General features: G+C 58.7%; 22 protein-coding genes and 1 tRNA gene. 6 read left to right on the top strand and 17 right to left on the bottom strand.

Going from position 1 to position 19972, the window contains the following annotated elements; translation table 11 throughout:
- The first annotated feature begins 61 nt into the window (after positions 1-61).
- The 4 genes from VMN77_12580 (at position 62) to VMN77_12565 (ending at position 4079) form a co-directional block, all read left to right on the top strand.
- The gene (locus VMN77_12580) at positions 62-850 is read left to right on the top strand and encodes a Stp1/IreP family PP2C-type Ser/Thr phosphatase (protein ID HTN44619.1); all 789 of its coding nucleotides are present in this window, start codon (positions 62-64) and stop codon (positions 848-850) included.
- A gap of 147 nt (positions 851-997) precedes the next feature.
- On the top strand, positions 998-2419 hold the full coding sequence (locus VMN77_12575) for a sigma-54 dependent transcriptional regulator (GenBank protein ID HTN44618.1): 1422 nt from the start codon (positions 998-1000) through the stop codon (positions 2417-2419).
- Between the two features lie 333 nt (positions 2420-2752).
- Positions 2753-3904, top strand: a complete 1152-nt coding sequence (locus VMN77_12570; GenBank protein HTN44617.1) for an HD domain-containing phosphohydrolase — start codon at positions 2753-2755, stop codon at positions 3902-3904.
- 28 nt (positions 3905-3932) lie between these two features.
- On the top strand, positions 3933-4079 hold the full coding sequence (locus VMN77_12565) for a hypothetical protein (GenBank protein HTN44616.1): 147 nt from the start codon (positions 3933-3935) through the stop codon (positions 4077-4079).
- Between the two features lie 29 nt (positions 4080-4108).
- Here VMN77_12565 and recN read toward each other — a convergent pair whose 3' ends face one another.
- The 17 genes from recN to ffh form a co-directional block, all read right to left on the bottom strand.
- On the bottom strand, positions 4109-5788 hold the full coding sequence (gene recN, locus VMN77_12560; protein HTN44615.1) for a DNA repair protein RecN: 1680 nt from the start codon (positions 5786-5788) through the stop codon (positions 4109-4111).
- Positions 5789-5823: 35 nt separating this feature from the next.
- Positions 5824-6156, bottom strand: a complete 333-nt coding sequence (gene trxA, locus VMN77_12555) for a thioredoxin (GenBank protein HTN44614.1) — start codon at positions 6154-6156, stop codon at positions 5824-5826.
- Between the two features lie 154 nt (positions 6157-6310).
- Positions 6311-7939, bottom strand: coding sequence for a chaperonin GroEL (gene groL, locus VMN77_12550; protein HTN44613.1), 1629 nt, complete (start codon positions 7937-7939; stop codon positions 6311-6313).
- Between the two features lie 87 nt (positions 7940-8026).
- On the bottom strand, positions 8027-8290 hold the full coding sequence (locus VMN77_12545; GenBank protein ID HTN44612.1) for a co-chaperone GroES: 264 nt from the start codon (positions 8288-8290) through the stop codon (positions 8027-8029).
- A gap of 209 nt (positions 8291-8499) precedes the next feature.
- Positions 8500-9840, bottom strand: coding sequence for a S41 family peptidase (locus VMN77_12540; protein HTN44611.1), 1341 nt, complete (start codon positions 9838-9840; stop codon positions 8500-8502).
- Positions 9841-9880: 40 nt separating this feature from the next.
- Positions 9881-11077 carry a peptidoglycan DD-metalloendopeptidase family protein gene (locus VMN77_12535; GenBank protein ID HTN44610.1) on the bottom strand — a complete coding sequence of 399 codons (1197 nt, stop codon included), beginning with the start codon at positions 11075-11077 and terminating at the stop codon, positions 9881-9883.
- A 187-nt stretch (positions 11078-11264) separates the two neighbouring features.
- Complete coding sequence (locus tag VMN77_12530) at positions 11265-12152, bottom strand: permease-like cell division protein FtsX (protein HTN44609.1); 888 nt, start codon at positions 12150-12152, stop codon at positions 11265-11267.
- A complete protein-coding gene (gene ftsE, locus VMN77_12525; GenBank protein HTN44608.1) occupies positions 12152-12814 on the bottom strand; it encodes a cell division ATP-binding protein FtsE in 663 nt (220 codons plus the stop codon). Before ftsE ends, VMN77_12530 begins: the two co-directional genes overlap by 1 nt.
- Before the next feature lie 3 nt (positions 12815-12817).
- Complete coding sequence (locus VMN77_12520) at positions 12818-13225, bottom strand: hypothetical protein (protein ID HTN44607.1); 408 nt, start codon at positions 13223-13225, stop codon at positions 12818-12820.
- A complete protein-coding gene (locus VMN77_12515) occupies positions 13222-13608 on the bottom strand; it encodes a YraN family protein (protein ID HTN44606.1) in 387 nt (128 codons plus the stop codon). Before VMN77_12515 ends, VMN77_12520 begins: the two co-directional genes overlap by 4 nt.
- Positions 13609-13705: 97 nt before the next feature.
- Entirely contained in the window at positions 13706-14398 is a 693-nt protein-coding gene (locus VMN77_12510) for a ribonuclease HII (GenBank protein HTN44605.1), read from the bottom strand.
- Positions 14399-14437: 39 nt separating this feature from the next.
- Complete coding sequence (gene rplS, locus VMN77_12505) at positions 14438-14851, bottom strand: 50S ribosomal protein L19 (GenBank protein ID HTN44604.1); 414 nt, start codon at positions 14849-14851, stop codon at positions 14438-14440.
- A gap of 51 nt (positions 14852-14902) precedes the next feature.
- On the bottom strand, positions 14903-15658 hold the full coding sequence (trmD, locus tag VMN77_12500; GenBank protein HTN44603.1) for a tRNA (guanosine(37)-N1)-methyltransferase TrmD: 756 nt from the start codon (positions 15656-15658) through the stop codon (positions 14903-14905).
- Positions 15655-16197, bottom strand: coding sequence for a ribosome maturation factor RimM (gene rimM / locus VMN77_12495; protein ID HTN44602.1), 543 nt, complete (start codon positions 16195-16197; stop codon positions 15655-15657). The genes trmD and rimM overlap by 4 nt, the downstream gene beginning before the upstream one ends.
- Positions 16181-16411: a KH domain-containing protein gene (locus VMN77_12490; GenBank protein HTN44601.1), complete on the bottom strand. Its 231-nt coding sequence runs from the start codon at positions 16409-16411 to the stop codon at positions 16181-16183. Before VMN77_12490 ends, rimM begins: the two co-directional genes overlap by 17 nt.
- Before the next feature lie 125 nt (positions 16412-16536).
- On the bottom strand, positions 16537-16800 hold the full coding sequence (rpsP, locus tag VMN77_12485; protein HTN44600.1) for a 30S ribosomal protein S16: 264 nt from the start codon (positions 16798-16800) through the stop codon (positions 16537-16539).
- Between the two features lie 161 nt (positions 16801-16961).
- Positions 16962-18323, bottom strand: coding sequence for a signal recognition particle protein (ffh, locus tag VMN77_12480; protein ID HTN44599.1), 1362 nt, complete (start codon positions 18321-18323; stop codon positions 16962-16964).
- Between the two features lie 263 nt (positions 18324-18586).
- Between ffh and VMN77_12475 the strand changes: the two genes are divergently transcribed.
- Both VMN77_12475 and VMN77_12470 read left to right on the top strand, forming a co-directional pair.
- Entirely contained in the window at positions 18587-19795 is a 1209-nt protein-coding gene (locus VMN77_12475) for a VIT1/CCC1 transporter family protein (protein ID HTN44598.1), read from the top strand.
- A 102-nt stretch (positions 19796-19897) separates the two neighbouring features.
- Positions 19898-19972, top strand: a tRNA-Glu gene (locus tag VMN77_12470).

Below are 19972 nucleotides of genomic sequence, written 5' to 3'. Positions count from 1 at the left end.
CCCCGCTGATATCGATTTTACGGAATTGATCCGGCCTGTTAAAATATGTTATAAGGGTGCGATGCAGATCAAAGCTTTCGGCCAATCCGACGTGGGACGCGTACGGTCATCCAACGAAGATGCCTGGGCCGTTTTTACGGACCTCCGGTTCTTCGTCGTGGCCGACGGCATGGGCGGCCATGCCGCGGGCGAGATCGCCAGTCATATGGCGGTGGACACCATGCACGATTTCATCAAGATGAGCCTCCAATCCTCCGAGGTGACCTGGCCGGCCGACACGGACCGGAATCTTCCCATCCCGATCCGACGCCTGGTCGCGGCCGGGAAATTGGCCAACGAGAAGATCTTCCAGGCCAGTCGATCCAATCCAAAACTGAACGGGATGGGCACGACCATGGTCGCGATTCTGATCGACCAGGACACCGCGCACGTCGCGCACGTCGGCGACAGCCGGGCTTATCTCTTCCGAAACGGCCGGATCGATCGACTGACGGAGGATCATTCGCTGATCAACGATTACATCCAGCAAGGGTTGCTCAAAATCGAGGAGGCCAATCAGCATCCCCTCAAGCACGTGATCACGCGGGCGCTCGGCAGCGCCGTGAAGGTCGAGGTGGATATCAAATCCGTTCCGCTCAGGGAAGGCGACGCCCTCCTCCTCTGTTCGGACGGCCTGAGCAACCTTTTGACCGACGATGAGCTGATCACCATCAGTCGGGACAGCCTCAAAGAACCCCGGACCGTCTGCCAACGTTTAATCGATACGGCCAACGAGAAGGGCGGCGAGGATAACGTTACCGTCGTATTTATTTCCAGCCAAGCCGGGGACCCCCTTCAACCCAATCTCTGAGGTCCTCCCTCCTTAAAATCGCGGCCCGAGGTTAAAAAAAGCCCCGGACCCGTCGGTTTCGCTTCCTTGTCAGAAACGCGGAAAGGTTGTAAAATTAATCAGATTGCTCGTATCTTCATTCATTGCGTCTTGACTCAAGGAAGTCGAATGAAAAACATTCTGATCGTGGACGATGAAGCGGCCGTTGCCGATTCCCTCAAGATCGCCCTCAAACCGGCCTATCGTTTCGTATGGGCCTCCGACGGGGAAGAGGCCCTCACGCTTTTCCACCGCAACCAGATCCACTTGATTCTTTTGGACATCGTCCTTCCGGGCCTGGACGGTCTGACCCTGTTGAAACGCTTTCGTGAAGTCGAACCCTCTCTCCCCATCGTCATGCTTACCGCCACCCGCTTGGTGAAAACGGCCGTGGAGGCGATGAAAATGGGGGCGACGGACTACATCGGCAAGCCGTTTGACATCGAAGAGCTCCGATTGACCATCGATAAGGCCATTGCCGCTCACGAACTGGAACGCGAGGTGCACTATCTTCGGGCGGAAGTGGGCAAAAAATACCATTTCGACAACCTTGTCGGAAAGAGCCGGGCCATACGGGAGGTTTTCCTGAAAATCGAACAGGTGGCGGATACCAAGACCACGGTCCTCGTCACCGGAGAGAGCGGCACGGGGAAGGAAATGGTGGCGCGCGCGCTTCACTACAACAGCCCCCGACGCGACAAGCCCTTCGTGGCCTTGAACTGCGCCTCCATCCCCGACAGCCTGATCGAAAGCGAGCTTTTCGGCTACGAGAAGGGTGCTTTTACGGATGCCTCCGCCCGAAAGCTCGGCCAGTTTGAAGCGGCCAACGGGGGAACCTTGTTTCTGGACGAGATCGCCGAGCTCAGTCCGGTCACCCAGGCCAAGCTGCTCCGTGTACTTCAGTCCAAGGAGTTCGTTCGAGTCGGAGGAACGCAGACCATCGAGGTGGATGTGCGCCTGATCGCGGCGACGAATAAAGACCTGGAGGACGCCATCCGCCGCAAGACCTTTCGCGAAGACCTTTATTACCGAATCCATGTCCTGCCCATCCATCTGCCCCCGCTGCGCGAACGGAAGGAAGACATTCCGCCGCTGGCCAATCATTTCCTGGCCAAGAAAGCGCACGACGATGGACGAACCGCGAAAACATTGAGCAAGGAGGCCCTGGCCTACATGATGCGCTATGACTGGCCCGGGAACGTACGGGAACTTGAAAACGTCATCGAGCAATCCGTGACGCTTTCCAGCGGCCCGATCATCGGCCCGGGCGACCTGCCCATGCAGGTTCAAACGCGTCGGAGGACCAACACGCTAAAGGACAAAGCCGTGGGCGGTCAGGTTTCACTCTCCGACGCCGTCAAATCGTTTGAGCGTGAAATCATCCAGTCCGCGCTTCAAAAAACCAATTACATCCAGACCCGGACCGCCCGTCTTCTGGGAATCACTCGAAGGGTCTTAAAATATAAAATGGACGCGCTGGGAATCACCCCGCCCGGTCATACCCTGCATTCTTCAGCCAAGATCCCTTCCCGTCGTGAACGAACGGGGTAAGGTTCGATCTTCAATTAGGAAAGAAATGACGCAATGGACAAATTTGAACAGTAAGCGGATCTTATTTATCCTGTTGATTTCCTGATTCTTTATTTACACGATCAAGATTGATGGATCAAATATGTACACCGGAAGTTTTTCCGTAAAATGGCCGAAGCAAAACTCAAATAAACGACCCGTGCTTCCCATGGAAAACCCAGTGTTTTTTCAAATTCGCCGAATGACCCCGGAGTCATATCCCCGGCATAAGAGTTGCTTATTCACTGTATCGGATTCCCTGAATTCAACCCGCCTGAATGCTCAATGCGGCTCGAACGACCTGTGGAGGCACCGATGGAATCACGACAGAGTATCCTGATCGTCGACGATGAAGCGGGTCCGCGCGAAGCGTTGAATATGATCCTGAAACCGTTCTACGGTGTCTACAACGCCGAGAGCGGTCATCAAGCCTTGGAGCTGTTGCGAAGAACGAGCGTGGACCTTGTGATTCTGGATCTCAAGATGCCGGGACTGCAAGGCACGGACATCCTCCGTGAAATCAAGCAGGAAAAAAGTCATGTCGAAGTGGTGATCCTGACGGGTTACGGAAGCTTGAAAACCGCCGTGGACGCCATCCGTCAGGGGGCCGCGGATTATCTTTTGAAACCGTTCAATGTCACCGAGATTATTTCCGTCATCAACCGGATCCTGGCCCAAAAAATGCGGCGGGATTACCTCGCGAACTTTCTCGGCGAATTGGGCGAGATGGTCGGCTACGACAGCACGATAGATAAGGTGCGCCGCGCGATGACCGATCAACCTGACTTCCTGGAATCGCTGAAGGACGTGTTCGACCGGGTTAAGGAACCACGCGATTCATCCCGGTCGGTAAACCACCTTGAATTTGTGAGGGTCCTGTCGGAAACCCTCGAGGGCAAGGATCCCTTTACCCATGGCCATTCGAGCCGGGTCAATTACTACTCCAACCTGCTGGCCCAGAAATTGGACCTGAGCCAGGAGGAGCTGCGCGACCTTCAGGTCGGCGCCTACCTCCACGACATCGGCAAGCTGGGAGTGGATACGAAGATCATTTATAAACAGGGGCCCTTCACGAGGGAAGAGCTGCTCCTGATGCGCAAGCACCCCGAGATCGGGGTCGAGCTGGTGAGTCCCATCGGGCTCTCGCACCGGGTGACCTCCATTATCCGGCACCACCACGAATTCTATGACGGAAGCGGTTACCCGGACGGATTGAAAGGAGAAGCGATCCCCCTCATCACAAGGATTGTATCGACCTCGGAAAGCTTCGACGCCATGGTAACGGACCGACCGTATCGAAAAGCCCTCCCCCTGAACGAGATTATCGCCGAACTGAAGCGATTCGCCGGCGTCCAGTTTGATCCATATCTGGTGCAGCTCCTGCTCCAAATTATCGAGGAAAAGGGGGAAGATATTTTCCCCAAACCCTTTCAACTTCACGAAACCGAACCCATCGCCCACGAATGAGGTCGGTTCATTTAAGAAAGGAACTCGGATGGGAAGCCCAACAGCAATCTTGATGGTGGGTCTGGTCGTCGGCTATCTGGTGATCGAGCGGATCTTCGTGACGTCGCCGAAGTTTTTGCCGTTCTATATCATCGGCTCGGCCATCATTGTGATGATGACGATCCGGGCCTTCTAGGCGTTCGGAAACCCGCCGACGGAAATCGATCAATGCGCCGCGAGGTCCAGCATCTCCCGGGCGTGTTGAAAAGCCGTCGGCGTCAGCTCGCGACCGCCCAGCATCCGGGCGATCTCCTCAACCCGGTCCTCCCTTTCCAAGCGCTTGATCCGCGTGACCGCGCGACCGTTGGACAGCAACTTTTCGACCGTAAAGTGCAGGGCGGCCTGGCTGGCGATCTGGGGAAGGTGCGTGATGCACAAAACCTGACGGTGTCGGGCCAGCTCCTTTAATCGCTGGCCCACGACCTCGGCCACACCGCCTCCGATCCCGGCGTCCACCTCGTCAAAAATCAGGGTCGGCACGCGGTCGACGCCCGCGAGAATGGATTTTATAGAAAGCATCAGACGGGATAACTCCCCGCCCGACGCGATCCGGGCCAGCGCTTTGAGTTCCTCCCCCGGATTGGGCGACACGAGGAACTCGATCAGGTCCGCCCCGGTCGGTTCAAGATCTTCGGCCCCCGGCCGGGGTTCGACCCGGATCTTAAATTTCGTCCTGCCCATCTTCAATCGGGCCAGTTCCTGTTCGACTTTTTTCTCGAGCGAGCGCGCCCCCCGGGTTCGTTCCCGGGTCAGTTGTTGGGCCAGATCCGCGCATTTCGCGCGCGCCTCTTCCTCCGCGCGTCGCAGGGATTTGAGACGTTCATCGTGCGTGTCAAGGGCGCCGAGCTCCTCCCTCGCCTTCTGAAGGAAGGTCAAAATTCCCTCGAGGGTCGGGGCGTATTTCTTTTTGAGAGAGGCCATCCCATACAACCGTTCTTCGACCTGCTCCAGACGCTTCGGATCGTATTCAATCCCATCCTTGTAATCCCGTAATCGTCCCGCGACCTCCCGGAGCTGCGCCGAGGCCTCGGAGCACGCCGTCGAAACGTCCTTCATCCTCTCGTCCGTCCGGGCCAGTTCATTCACCGCGGTCTCGACGCGCGCGAGCTGGGCGGCGATGGCTCCGTCCGCCGCATAGAGGTGCTGATAGGCCTCTTCCGACAGCACCGCCAGCCGTTCGGCATTGGCCAGAAGGTTACGCTCCTGCTCCAGGCGGACATCCTCGCCCGGTGAAAGGTGGGCCGTTTCGATTTCTTGAATCTGGAATCTTAGATAGTCCTCGCGCCGGGAACGGTCGCTCTCCTGGGTTCCCAGCTCGGAAAGCTCCGTTTGTATTTTTCGAAAGGCGAGATACCGGCGATGAAATTCCTCCCGGCGGGGAAGCAGCTTTCCGAACGCATCGAGAAGATACAGCTGCTGCTCCGGTTTGAGAAGCGACTGGTGTTCATGCTGACCGTGAATATCCACCAGCCCATTGCCCAACTGCTGGAGTTGTCCGATGGAAACGAGGCGGCCATTGACCTGGGCGCGGCTTTTCCCGGCGCGGCCGACGACGCGGCGGATGACCAGCTCATCCCCCGACCCATCCGAAAGATCCATCTCCCGGAGCTGGGCGGCCAACGGACCTTCCCTCGAAACTTCAAAGGCCGCCTCCAGGACGGCCTCGTCGCAATCGGTGCGGATCTGTTCGGAGGACGCGCGGCCGCCCAGCAGCAGATCCACGGCATCCACCACGATGGACTTCCCCGACCCGGTCTCCCCGGTCAGGACGTTGAGCTGCTCGTGAAACCGAATTTCGAGACGGTCGATAATGGCGAAGTTTTGAATGCGCAGCTCGCGCAGCATGGAACTCTCAAGCGGATGATGATGCGGGGACCCGTTTACTTCCCGGCCAGAAGCGAATCGATCTTGTCCTTGAACTGCTTTTTCGCCGCCGCGCCCACAATCTTATCGACCGGCTTTCCATCCTTGAAGAAAAGAAGGGTCGGGATGCCCATAATCTGGTAGCGACTGGCCACGTCGGGATTTTCATCCGTGTTGAGCTTGAAGACACGCAAGCGACCTTCGTATTCCTGGGCCAGTTCGTCCACGACGGGAGCGATCATCTGGCACGGTCCGCACCACACGGCCCAGAAATCAATCATGGTGAGCCCATCGCCCTTTAACACCTCCTGATCCCAGCTTTTCGAATCCACCTTCAGCGGTTTTGCCATGAATATCCCCTTTCCATCGTGCTTTGTGAAATGAGAAAATTTTATACCACTTTCCACGTGGTGTCAATTCATCATTGACCTTCAAGTGAACCGGCCAAGAAAAAAGCCCCCGCCGTTTGCCGCGGCGGGGGCCTTCTCCTCCATCCGACCGCTCTTAGTACATCCCTTCCATTCCGCCACCGCCGGGCATCATGGGAGGCGTTTTCTTTTCTTCCGGCAGCTCGGCCACCATCACCTCGGTGGTCAACATCAGTGCGGCCACGCTCGCCGCGTTCTGAAGGGCCGTTCGGGTGACCTTGGTCGGATCGATGATTCCGGCCTCGACCATGTCCACATAGGTCTCGCTGACGGCATCAAAACCGACGTTGGTCTTCTCCTTGCGGGTCCGCTCCACCACCACCGAACCTTCAAACCCCGCATTGATCACGATCTGACGAATGGGTTCCTCGAGGGCGCGTTTGACGATCGACACGCCGACCTGCTGATCCCCCTCGAGCTTGAGTTTTTCCAGGACCGGGATGCAACGGAGAAGCGCCACGCCGCCGCCCGGAACGATCCCCTCTTCCACCGCGGCCTTCGTCGCGTGAAGGGCGTCCTCGACGCGGGCCTTCTTCTCCTTCATTTCGGTCTCGGTCGCCGCGCCCACATTGATCACGGCCACGCCGCCGACGATCTTGGCCAGCCGTTCCTGGAGCTTCTCGCGATCGTAATCCGAGGTGGTCTCTTCGATCCGGGCCTTGATCTGCTTCACCCGACCCTGGATCTTTCCCTGATCCCCGGCCCCTTCGATGATCGTCGTGTTGTCCTTATCGATGTTGATCCGCTTGGCCCGGCCGAGATCCGTGACCTTGACGTTCTCAAGCTTCAAACCGAGATCTTCCGAGATGACCTGTCCGCCGGTCAGGACGGCGATGTCTTCCAGCATCTCCTTGCGCCGATCCCCGAATCCCGGGGCCTTCACGGCCGCACAATGAAGCGTTCCGCGAAGCTTGTTCACCACGAGCGTGGCCAGGGCCTCTCCCTCCAGCTCCTCGGCAATGATCACGAACGGCTTACCCATCCGTGCAATCTGTTCCAGAATGGGAAGCAGGTCTTTCATGGCACTGATCTTCTTTTCATGGATCAGGATAAAGGGATCCTCCAACGTGCATTCCATCCGTTCCGGATCGGTGACGAAGTAGGGCGATAGGTATCCTCGGTCGAACTGCATCCCCTCGACCACATCCAGCGTCGTGGTCATGCTCTTGGCCTCCTCGACCGTGATCACCCCGTCTTTGCCGACTTTTTCCATGGCCTCGGCGATCAACTCGCCGATGGTTTTGTCGCTGTTGGCCGAAATGGTGCCGATCTGCGCGATCTCTTTCTTGGTCTGGCAGGGTCGGGACAATTTCTTCAACTCGTCGATGACGACGTCGACCGCCCGATCGATGCCCCGCTTCAGTTCCATGGAATTGGCGCCGGCCGACACGCTCTTGACGCCCTCTTTGAAGATCGACCAGGCGAGCACGGTCGCGGTCGTCGTTCCGTCTCCGGCCGCATCGCTGGTCTTGCTGGCCACTTCCTTGACGAGCTGAGCCCCCATGTTCTCGTACGGATCTTTGAGCTCGATCTCCTTGGCCACGGTGACGCCGTCTTTGGTGATGGTCGGCGCGCCGAATTTCTTGTCGATCATCGCATTTCTTCCCTTCGGTCCCAGCGTGGCCTTGACCGCTTCCGTCAATTGGTTGACACCCCGAAGAACGGCCCCGCGGGCGGACTCGCTAAACAACATCTGCTTTGCCATATCAGCTCCTCTTTCATGATGGGTCGAACGGAACGATTGCGGCCCCGTTCGATGCATGGGTTAATAAATCATTCGTGTGGATCGTTCTTATTTTTCAAAGATACCGAGGATGTCTTCTTCCTTGACGATGAGGTAATCCGTTCCGTCCATGTTGATTTTGCTTCCGGAATACTTGTCGAATAAGACGACATCCCCGACCTTCAAACTCTTGACCTCGGCGCCCACCGCTTCGATTTTGCCCTTCTGCGGTTTTTCCTTCGCGGCTTCGGGGATATAGATCCCTCCCGGAGTTTTTTCCATCTCTTCCGAGTAGCTCACGAACACACGGTCCTTGAGCGGCTTGAATTTCATTGAAACCTCCCCTTTCTTTTGCGTCGCTTGTACAGACATGATTCATTCCCCCCTTTCGTTATTCTAAATCGTTTCGTGATTCGCCAAATAAATTAGCACTCATAGACGGCGAGTGCTAATTTACACCATCGAAATTTGGGTGTCAAGTCTTTTTTTAAAAAATGAAGACGCCCGGCCTTCCGGCCGGGGATCGCGCCCGGGGTTCGGATTCAACTCGAGGCCTGCACCGGCTTTATCTCCTTGAAAATCTCCCAGGTCTTCAGAAGGTCGATGGCCTTTTGAAGTTGAATATCCTCCGTCTCGGGGGCCGCCTCGCCGGACGGCGGCGCCGGTTCTTGTTTTATTTCCTTGTCGGGACGCGGTTCCGCATTCTCGTTTTTCAGATGCCTTTCCAGGTCCTTTTCACGTAACGCGGGAGGGGCTTGTGAAGAGCCCTTGACCGGCAAAGGTTTGACAACGATATCCGGTGTGATCCCGATATTCTGTATCGAACGCCCCTTCGGCGTGTAATATTTGGCCGTGGTCAGCCGCAGACCGGAACCGTCGGACAGCTGTAATATGGTTTGGACGGATCCTTTTCCGAACGTCGTCGTTCCAAGGATGATTCCACGACCCCAATCCTGCAAGGCCCCCGCCACAATCTCGGAAGCGCTGGCGCTTCCTTCGTTCACCAGCACGATCATGGGATAGGTGTCGTAGGGATTTTTGTCGCTGGACTGATACTCGTCCTTTTGTTTATTGGGATCGCGGCCTTTGATGGACACCACCACCTTGCCCGGCGGGATGAACAATTCGGTCGTTTCGACCGCCGCGGTGAGCAGCCCCCCGGGATTATTCCGGAGGTCCAGAATAATGGACTTCATTTTCTGATCCTTTAACTTCTTCAACGCGGCCGCCAGATCCTTGGCGGTCATTTCCTGAAATTGGCTCACCCGAAAATACCCGATGCGGTCGTCCAGCATCTTGCTTTTGACGCTGTCGATCTTGATCGTCTCCCGGACCAGATCAAACACCAGCGGCTCATCGGTCCCCTCCCGTTCGATGGTCAGCTTGACCTTGGTGCCCTTCGGCCCGCGCATCTTTTCCACGGCCTCCATCAGGGTCATTTCTTTCGTGGATTCCTCGTCGACCTTGACGATGAAATCCCCGGACTTGATCCCGGCCCGGTCGGCCGGGGTTCCCTCGATCGGGGCGATGACCGTCAAATGGTTTTCCTTGATGCCGATTTGGATCCCCAGCCCCCCGAATTCCCCTTTGGTGTCCACCTGCATTTCCTTATACATATCCGGAGACATGAAAGCCGAATGCGGATCCAAGGTGTTGAGCATCCCCCGGATGGCACCGTACACCAAATCCTTGCTGTGGGTTTCCTCCACGTAATTTTTCTGGATCAGGGACAGAACCTCGGCGAATATTTTAAGCTCCTCGTAGACCTCCGCTTCCGCCGATAGCGCGTTCCGAAGTCCCTTCCCGACCATCATCCCGGTCGTGAAGACGGTGATTAACAGGATAATGACGATGCCCATCAAGGTCTTTTGTTGCTTGTGCATAATCTCCTCCCAGAATGACGCCCGATTTAAAAACGCCCGCTCATCGCCGTTTCAGCCATGTCAGGGGATCGACCGGATCCGCCCCGTGGCGAATTTCAAAATAGAGATTGTTGTCGCTCGTCAGGCCGGTATCCCCGATCTCACCGATGACCTGGCGTTGCGAGACCGTATCGCCCGGCGAGACCAACAATTTGGCCGCGTGGGCGTAGAGCGTGAAATAATTTTTCCCGTGATCGATGATCACCAAGAGCCCGTAGCCTCGGAACCAATCGGCGAAGACCACCGAGCCGCCGTAGACCGAACGAATGGGACTGCCCTGGCTGGACTGGATTTCAATCCCTTTACGAAATACATAGGTATCGAACCGAGGATGCTTCTGGCGGCCAAAGAGGGTGACCACCCGCCCCAGGGTCGGCCAATCCAGGTGTCCGCGTTGAAACGCAAACCCTTCGCCGGGGGACGGCTCCCGACGGGCCCGGCGCTGTTTTTCCAGCTCTTGAATGAGGCCCTTGAGCCTTGCGGCCGAGTCCTCCAGTTCGCGGAGGGTCCGCTCATAGGTCGTTTTCTCGTCGCGAATGCTGGCCAGCAGCAGGTCCTTCTTCCTCTTTTCAGTGTGGATCTCGGACAGTTTCTGTGTGATTTCGTTCTTATACTCCAGAAGGTCGGCCCGGGCTTTGCGCTCGGCGGCCTCCTTGGGCTCCAAGCGCTCCACCGCCGACTGATAACTCCGGAGCAGGTCGCTTTCCTTGTTTGAGATCCAAGTCAGGTAATAATACCGCCTCAGAAAATCATAATGGTCGCTCGACGTAAACAGGACCTTCAACGTGTTAAATCGCCCTTCCTGATACAACACCCGGAGCCTCTCCCGAACCCGCCCTTGTTTGGACTCGATCTCGCGCCTCAGGGCGCTCAGGTCGCCGTCCAGCTGTTCGATCTCCTGATCCCGCTCGATCAATTGCAGGTTCACCACCCGGAGCTCTTTCTTCTTGAGGGTCCGCTGGTAATCCACCTCTTCCAGATTCGCGAGGATCGAATTCTCCCGTTTGGCCGCGTCGCGGCTCTTACGGCGCTGCTGGTCGATCTTTTGTCTCAGGCGATCCAGCTCCTGCTTTTCCTGGGTCACTTTTTTCGAGACCGAATCGGACGGCGACTCGGCCGACCCGTCGACGCCCGTCAGGAAAAGAACCGGGGCGAGGACCGCCAGAACGCACAGCGTCGGAATCAAGACCCGTTTCACATCAGACACCCTCGATCAGAGCCCAAGCGCCTCCCAGCGACCACGTCGAGCAAGAGGGGGATTTCCCCTATTTCCAATTTAGGATTTACGTCCCCCCGAGGAAAATTTTGGTGAATCGAAAATGGCAAATCCCAAATAGGGCAACCCGAAACCTCAAATCCATAAAGTGACGGGGCGACGCAAGCCCCTATAAGAGTCTTCGTATCGAGACAAGACTCCCCGTGCAACCCAGTCCAACGCCGACCGCCAAGAACAGGAGCAACCAGTCCACCGGCAAAAACATCAAATTCATCGGGCCGCCGAGAAAACCCCCGACCTCGGCCAATCGGTTCTTGGCCAGTTCAAAGATCCCGCGCAACAACCCGACGGCGAGAACGCCGCCGATCAGTCCCATCAACGCGCCCTCCATCAGAAAGGGCATTTGGATATACGCGCGGGTGGCGCCGATCAGCTGGAGCACTTCGATGTCCTCCAGGCGCGACCAGACCGTCAACCCGATGGTGCCGGCAATGATCACCACCGCCGCCAGTCCGAGGATGAGCCCGATCACCGCGCTCCCCACTCTCACGGCTTCCAGAACGGCGTTGACGTTATCGACCCATTCGCGACCGTACTGGATATCCTCGACGCCGTTCAGTCCTTTGAACTGTTGCGCCAGCCGTTGAACGGCCTCCGAAGTCTGATACGCTTTTTCCAAGGTCAATTCAAGGGAAGCCGGCAAGGGATTGTCCCCCAGCCCCTTGAGGAGAATATCCTGGCCCTCCAACGACCGGCGGAAGTTCTCCAGGGCCGCCGCCTTTGAAACGTAGACGACACTTGAGACCCCGGGCTCCTCCCGAACTTTTCCCTCCAGCTCGGCCCTTTCCTTATCCGGGAGCCCGTCCCGGAGGTAAAGGATCACCTTGATTTCCTGCTGAAGCGATCCGACCAGGGCGTCGAGGTTAAAATACACCAGGAGAAAGACCCCGAAGAGCATCATCGTAAAGGCGATGGTGGCCATCGAGATCAACGTGGTCGACTTGTTGCCCCGAAGATTGAGCAGCGTCTCTTTCAGAAAATACCGGAGCTGTCGCATCAACCGCCCCCCGCCGCAATCCTTCCCTCTTTGAGAACGATCACCCGGCGCGGGACGCGCGACACGATGTCCCGGTTGTGGGTCGCCACCAGCATGGTCGTCCCTCTCGTGTTGATCGTTTTCAACAGTTCGAAGATCTCCGTGGTCAGATCGGCGTCGAGGTTTCCGGTCGGTTCGTCCGCCAGCAGGACCATCGGACGGCTCACGATCGATCGCGCCACGCACACCCGCTGCTGTTCCCCTGCGGAAAGCATGGACGGAAGCAGGTCTTTTTTATGATCCAGCCCGACCGATCCGAGCACCTCGGCGACCCGTCTCCGAATTTCGGGCGGGGACACCCCGGCGATTTGCAGGGCCACGGCGACGTTGTCAAAGACCGTTTTTTTCTGGAGAAGTTTAAAATCCTGAAAGATAAACCCGATGCTTCTTCTTAGGTGCGGCAGACCGGATTCCTTCAGCCGGGCCACGTTTCTGTTTTGGATCACAATCTGACCCGCATCCGGCTGCTCCAAACCGAACAGAAGCTTCAGAAGGGTCGATTTTCCGGCTCCGCTGGGGCCGGTGAGCCACACGAATTCGCCCTTCTCGATTTGAAGGGTGATATCCTCCAAGGCCATGCGGTGACGGCCGTAGGATTTATAAACGTGAAAGAGCTGGATCATTCGCTACGGTTTCTTACGCTCCTCCCGGGCGGCCAGGTAGTCCAGAATCATGTCGTCCAGACTTTTCTTCCGGTCCGACGCCGACGATGGAGGACTCTCGGGCGCGGGGCTTGACGCGGGAGGGGGGGCCGCCACCGGCTTCGCCTCGGTCCGGGTCGCCCCCGAGGAAATTCGGCCCGTCTGCAGATCCTCGATCATTTTCTTGTGCTGTTCGTTCATCAGGTCCTTCAGGATGGCCGGCAGGTTTTCGGCCTTGACGATGTCGGCATAACCGGTCTTGCGGGTGGCGAGAATGGCGCCGGACTGGAACAGAATCGTGACGATCGTCGCGTTCTTTTGGCCGGTGTCCTCGGTTTGAACATGATAGATCTTGCCCTGATGTTCAATATCCGTATTCAGTCCGGTAATCATCTTGAGCGGAAATCCCCTCCGGCCTCAAAGGCATTCTGAATCAATTCGATTTCCAACGCGCGATTCGCGAACCCCTGAATCAGGACCAGATCAAAACGACACGGACAATCCTTAATCCGCCGCCTCGCCATATAGCCCGCCGCCAGAACACTCAGCTGTCGTTGTTTTCGCGAGTCCACCGCGAACGACGCCCCCCCGTAGCGGGTATTGCGCCGGGCCTTGACCTCGATGAAAACCAGGACGTCCCGGTCGTAGGCGATCAGATCGATCTCCCCCCGCCCGATCCGTATGTTCCGGCCCACGACCCGATATCCGCGCCGTTCAAGAAAGCGGACCGCCTCCGTTTCCGACTGCTCTCCGAACGAACGGCTCTCAAGGCTCATGATCCGCCCTAAGTGAGCGTCCGGACTTCGGCGAGCTCGGTCGAGTCGCTTGGCCGGCGCGAACCCGGGGGCCCGGGGGGCATGCGGGAACCTTGTTTCATGATGGCGGCAGCGGGCCCCGGCCATCATCGGTCCGGACGCCTCGAAAGCTTTTTCGATGGATCGGACAGGGCCCGAAGCGCGTCAGGGCCTCCAGATGCTCCGCCGTCCCGTACCCCTTATGAGAGCGGAAGCGGTACTGCGGAAACTCGCGATCGTGCTCCAGCATCAAACGATCCCTCGTCACCTTGGCGATCACCGAAGCCGCCGCGATGCTTTGACTCCGATCATCCCCCCGGATCAAGGCCTTCTGCGGGATCTGAAGATCGGGTACGGTCAGGGCATCGACCAACAGATAATCGGGAGCGAGCGCCAGCCCCTCCAGGGCCCGGACCATGGCTCGAAACGTCGCCTGGAGGATGTTGATCCGGTCGATCACGTCCGGGCCGACCACCCCGACGCCGACCGCCAAGGCGCGTCCTCGGATCGCATCGAAAAATCGTTCCCGCTGGCGGACGGTCAGCTTCTTTGAGTCGCGCAGCCCCGGAAAAAGGGCGTCGCGGGGAAGAATGACCGCGGCGGCGACCACCGGACCGGCCAAGGGACCGCGTCCCGCCTCGTCCAACCCGGCGATCCGACGAAATCCCTCTGCGTAGGCGATGCGTTCAAAACGGGTTCGATCCGCTTCGGGGCCCTCCGCCGATTCGGGCTCCAGGGGACCGGCCCTATCCCGCCGCCTCGGATCCCGCACCGGAGGCCCGCTCCCCGTAGTGGATTAAGAAAACCATCGTCAGCTTTTTTCCGCTTTGACCGTTTCAGGCTCCGGCTCCGCGGCCAGACTCTTTTCGATCAAGTCCACGGCGTATTCCCGCTCCGCGATCTTGGCCTCCTTGCCTTGCTTCGTCCGCAGATAATACAGCTTGGCCCTCCGGACGCGCCCTTCCCTGACCACCTCGATTTTCTCGAGCGTCGGTGAATGCAGCGGAAACACCTTTTCCACGCCCACGCCGAAGGAGAGCTTGCGCACCGTCACCATCTCACGATGGCCCCCGCCCTTTCGGGCGATCACGACGCCTTCGAACACCTGGGTCCGCTCCTTCTCCCCTTCCATCACCTTGGCGGAGACCCGAACGGTATCTCCCACTTTAAACGCCGGTATCTGAGTCTTTTTTAAACCCTGTTCGATCCGATCCAACCGATTCATGACGAACCCCCCTCCTCCTCGTCCCAACCGTTCCACACGGCATGTTTCCGCTCAGCGAACGCCCTCCCTGCCTGTTTCCCTCTTCAACTCCTCCAAGGTCTTACGATCCTCCTCCGTCAGATCGATCTCATCGAGCAGCTCCGGCCGTTTTTGAAACGTATTCAAAAGGGCCTGTCTTCGACGCCAACCCCGGATGGCCGCGTGATTCCCGGAGATTAATACCTCCGGAATATTCAGGCCGCGAAACAGCGCGGGGCGCGTATAATGCGGATAGTCCAGCAAGGCGCCGGCGAAGGAGTCTTCCTGCGCCGATTCCGGATCGCCCAGAACGCCGGGGACCCACCGCACCGCCGCGTCCATCATGACCAGGGCCGGCAACTCGCCGCCCGTCAGGACGTAATCTCCGATCGAAATTTCTTCCAGCTCCAGGCCCTCGCGCACCCGCTCATCCACGCCTTCATAACGGCCGCAGATGAACACGAGCCGCCGCTCCTCCCGGCCGAACTCGACTGCCAGCGACTGTCCGAACCGCCTTCCTTGCGGCGAGGTGAGGATCAGCCGCAACGCTTCCCCCTGAGACCGAATCGCGTCCACCGCACGGAATATGGGCTCCGGCTTCAAAACCATCCCCGCCCCTCCGCCATACGGATGATCATCCGCCGTGCGGTGTTTATCCCGCGTGAAGTCGCGGAGGTTGTGAACCCCAACGTCGAGCAGCCCCTTTTCCACGGCCCGCCGCAGCATGCCGTGCTCCAGGACCGGGCGAACCAGATCCGGGAAAAGGGTGATGATATCACATTTCATCATAAATCAAGCAATCCTTCCATCCAGCGAAGGACCATCCGTTTTTCCGTCAGGTCGACCGCGATCACGATCGACTTGATCGCCGGAATCAGCCGCTCCCGTTCCCCGTCCCGTACCACCAACACATCGTTGCCGCCGGTCGGCCAGATCTCCCGGATCACGCCGAGATACCGGCCGTCCTCCAGGTAAACCTGAAGGCCCACCAGGTCATGCTGGAAGTAGGAACCCTGGGGGAGCCGTATCGCTTCGGAACCCGGAATCCGCACCGTCCCTCCCACAAAGCGCTCGACCTGTTCCACCGTTTCGATCTCGCGGCAGAACAGGACCACCGAATCCCGGTCGGTGCGAACCTCGTCAATCGTGCAGGTCTGCCGGGTTCCGTCGACGGCCTCCAGCACGGCCCCCGCGAGCCGTCGGAAGCGACCCGGATCCTCCGTCAGAGGCCGGATCTTCAATCCGCCCTTCAGACCGAAGGGTTTTGTGATCTCCCCGATCACAACCCAGTCGTCAAGCGACGCCCTCTCCTCACTCGAGGATCTCAAGAACGCACCGTTTGCCCAATTTGGTCCCCGCGGCATTCAAGATCGTCCGCATCGACCGCGCGGTCCGCCCCTGTTTTCCGATCACCTTGCCCAGGTCGTCCTGCGCCACCCGAAGCTCGATGATGGTCGTCTTTTCACCTTCGGTCTCTCTCACCGACACCGACTCCGGCTTGTCCACCAAAGACTTCGCGATATACTCGATCAGCTCTTTCATCGGGGCCACCTCCATCCTCACACTCCGTGCCGTGGACGAACGTCACCTTCACTCGGAGAACGAACTTCTGCGGGTTGGTCCAGGAGGATCCGGCCGTGACTGGAGATGTTGCGATCGATCCTCCGTTATTTCGCCGTCTTGATCTGTTGATACAATCCGGCCTTCTTAAACAGCCGTTTCACCGTATCGGATACCTGCGCCCCCTTCTTGAGCCATTCCACGGCCCGCTCCTGTTTCACCTGGACGGCGGCCGTCTTGGCCAGGGGATCGTAGTTGCCGATGATCTCAAGGCACCGACCGTCCCGCGGCATGCGGGAATCGGCCACGACGATCCGGTAGAACGGACGCTTATGCTTTCCCTTGCGGGTCAAACGAATGATGGTTGCCACTCCGTACAACTCCTTTCTTATCGGGGGGCCGCTTCGGCAGCCAGGGCACAAAGTCCTCGCACGCCCCCGTGCCCCCGCGGTCGCGCCGGCCAAGCGACTCGACTGAGCTCGCCGAAGTCCGGACGCTCCCTTGTATGGACCACAATGCTGTGGCCGGGTTGTTAAAAATTCCGTAGAAGATTCGCCAGCCCCGATCGGCCCGGCGAACGGGACAGCGTCTTCATCAATTTCCGAATCTGAAGAAACTGTTTGAGGAGGCGGTTGACCTCCTGAACCGTGGTCCCGCTTCCCCGCGCGATCCGTTTGCGTCGACTGCCGTCGATCAGATCGGGACGGGCGCGTTCCTGCGCCGTCATGGAATTGATGATCGCTTCCACCCGCGTCAATTCCTTCTCCGGGAGCCCCCCCGCCGAGGCATTTGGCAGGAGCCGTCCCGCCCCCGGCAGCATTCCGATCAGGCTCTCCATGGAGCCCATCTTTTTCACTTTTCGGAGCTGGTCCCGAAAATCCTCGAACGAAAAACCCGACGTCTGCCATTTCCGGGCGGTCGCCTCGGCCTGCTCCTTCGAGAAAACCTCCTCGGCGCGCTCGATCAGCGAGAGGACGTCCCCCATCCCCAGGATCCGGGAGGCCATCCGGTCCGGGTGAAACGGCTCCAACGCGTCGGTTTTTTCCCCCACCCCGATAAACTTGACCGGGACGCCGGTCACGGCCCGTACGGAGAGAACCGCCCCGCCCCGGGCGTCGCCGTCCAGCTTGGTCAGGACGATCCCCGTCAGTCCGATCTCCCGGTGAAACCGTTCCGCCATCTGGACCGCGTCCTGGCCGGTCATCGCATCGGCCACGAGGAGAACCTCGTTCGGATTCACCTCGGTCTTGATGCGCTTCAACTCGGCCATCAGGGGCTCGTCCACATGGAGCCGACCGGCGGTGTCCAGGATCACCAGATCATCGTGCCGCTCCCGGGCCCGCGCGACCGCCTCGCGGCAGACGCCGACGGCGTCGTCGGCCGGAAGGGTCTGGGTCTCCACCCCGATCTGACGGCCCAAGGTCACCAGCTGATCCACGGCCGCCGGCCGCCGCGGATCGGCCGCCGCAAAAAGAACCCGCCGCCCCTCCTGCTTAAACCGATGCGCCAGCTTGGCCGCCGTGGTCGTCTTGCCCGATCCTTGAAGGCCGACCAGCATCAGGACGGTCGGAGGGTTGGGCGAAAGATGCAGCGGCTTGCCTCCGGAAAGATCCTCGCCCATCAAACGGCGCAGCTCTTCCCAGACGATCTTGACGACCTGCTGACCGGGCGTCAGGCTTTCGCGAACCTCCTGACCGACCGCCTTCTGCCGGACGGCGGCCAGAAAATCCTTGACGACTTTGAAATGGACATCGGCTTCAAGAAGGGCGAGTCGGACTTCCTTCAGTGCGGCATCAATATCGCTTTCACTTAAGACACCCCGGCCTCTTAGTTTCTTAAAGATGCTTTCCAGCTTTGAGGAAAGCCGGTCCAACACGACAAAAACCTCCGCCACCGTTGATCAGCGAGCCAAATCTTATCCGCGCTTCCCGTCATAAATTTTTATTAAGTTTAAAGAATCAAGCCATTAATGTCAAGGATAAAATCGGCCGATCGGCCCCGGATAGATTTGACATGCTCCCTGTTTCTCTGGCATAATTCACTGCTTTGCAAGAGGATAATGCCCGGCCTGTTTGAGTGCAGGGCTGGGAGCATCGGAAGGGCGAAGCCCGCACGGGCCCCCACATTGGATTGTCGGCGACGTGAGCCCCTATAAATATGGATAAGACGACGCGGAATCTGTGGGTGGCGTTCCTGGAAGAAGCCAAGGCCAACCGCGTCTACACGGCCTTCGGCCTCAGGGCCATGGAGGAAAACCATCCGGAGGTCGCCCAGCTTTTCCTCGAGGTGGCCGGGGCCGAAACGGCCCACGCGATCAGCCATCTCAAGGTCGTGGGGCAGATCAAGTCCACGCTTGAAAATCTCCGTTTCGTGGTCGAGTCGGAGCAGTTTGAAACCGGACGGGTGTATCCCAGGATGATCCAGGAGGCCCTCGACGAGGGCCGGAAGGACGCGGCCGAGACCTTTCGTCTGGCGATGAACCGGGAGCATTACCACCTCGGACTCTTCACCGAGGCGCTCAAAGAGTTCGAACGGAAATCGGGCGTGCCGGCCCGCACGGCGGCCTCTCCATCCTCCGGGGTAAAGACGGAGGGTTCCGCCGCCGCGCGGCCGGAGATCCGATCGGCCGCCGGCCGAAATCCGTCGGTTCCGGAGGTCAAAGAGGAAAAGGGGCGGATCGCGACGCTCGAGCGCATCCGCGAGGTGGTGTTCGGGATGCAGGACGGTCTGGTCTCGACGGTGGCGGTCGCCGCCTCCGTCATGGCCGCCACCGCCCATCGCCCGATCGTTTTCATCGCCGGCCTGACCACCGCGATGGCCGGAACGATCGCGATGGGCACCGGGAGTTATCTCGCCTCCAAGGCCGAAAAAGACCTCCACTCGGCCGAGATCGAGAAGGAGGCCCGGGAGCTGGCGACGAACCCCGATGAAGAAATGGCCGAGCTGATCGAGCTGTATCTTCAGGAGGGATTGACCCTGGAGGAGTCGGAGCGGCTGGCCGATCGCGTCGCCTCGGACCGGAAGTTGTGGCTGAAGACGCTGACCGAAAAGGAGCTCGGTCTCACCCCGGAGGATCTGGCCAGCCCGACCAAGGACGCGTTCACCATGGGGATCTCGTTCATGCTGGGCGCGATCGTTCCCCTGATTCCCTATATTTTCCTCGGAACGATGGCCGTGATCGGGGCCTCGATCGCGGTCACGGTCGCGACGCTGTTCGTGGTGGGACTGGCCAAGGCCCGCGTGACGGGGAAACATCCCCTTCGGGCCGGGTTGGAGGTCATGATCATCGGAACCGCTTCAGGGCTGCTGGGATACTTTATCGGGACCGTGCTCCCTCAGATGTTTGGAATGACCATGACGCCGTAGAAAATTCCCCGCCGGGTTGAATTTTCCCCTATTTACGATTCACTATTTACTGAGTTTTCCGTAAGGGCAGCAAATAGTAAATGGTAAATGGTTTGTAAACCGGGTCCCATCGTCTAGCCCGGCCTAGGACGTCGCCCTCTCAAGGCGAAAACGCGGGTTCGAATCCCGCTGGGACCA

The sequence above is a fragment of the Nitrospiria bacterium genome (assembly GCA_035498035.1).
Lineage (GTDB): Bacteria > Nitrospirota > Nitrospiria > JACQBZ01 > JACQBZ01 > JACQBZ01.
This window is presented reverse-complemented; position numbering and strand designations above follow the sequence as displayed.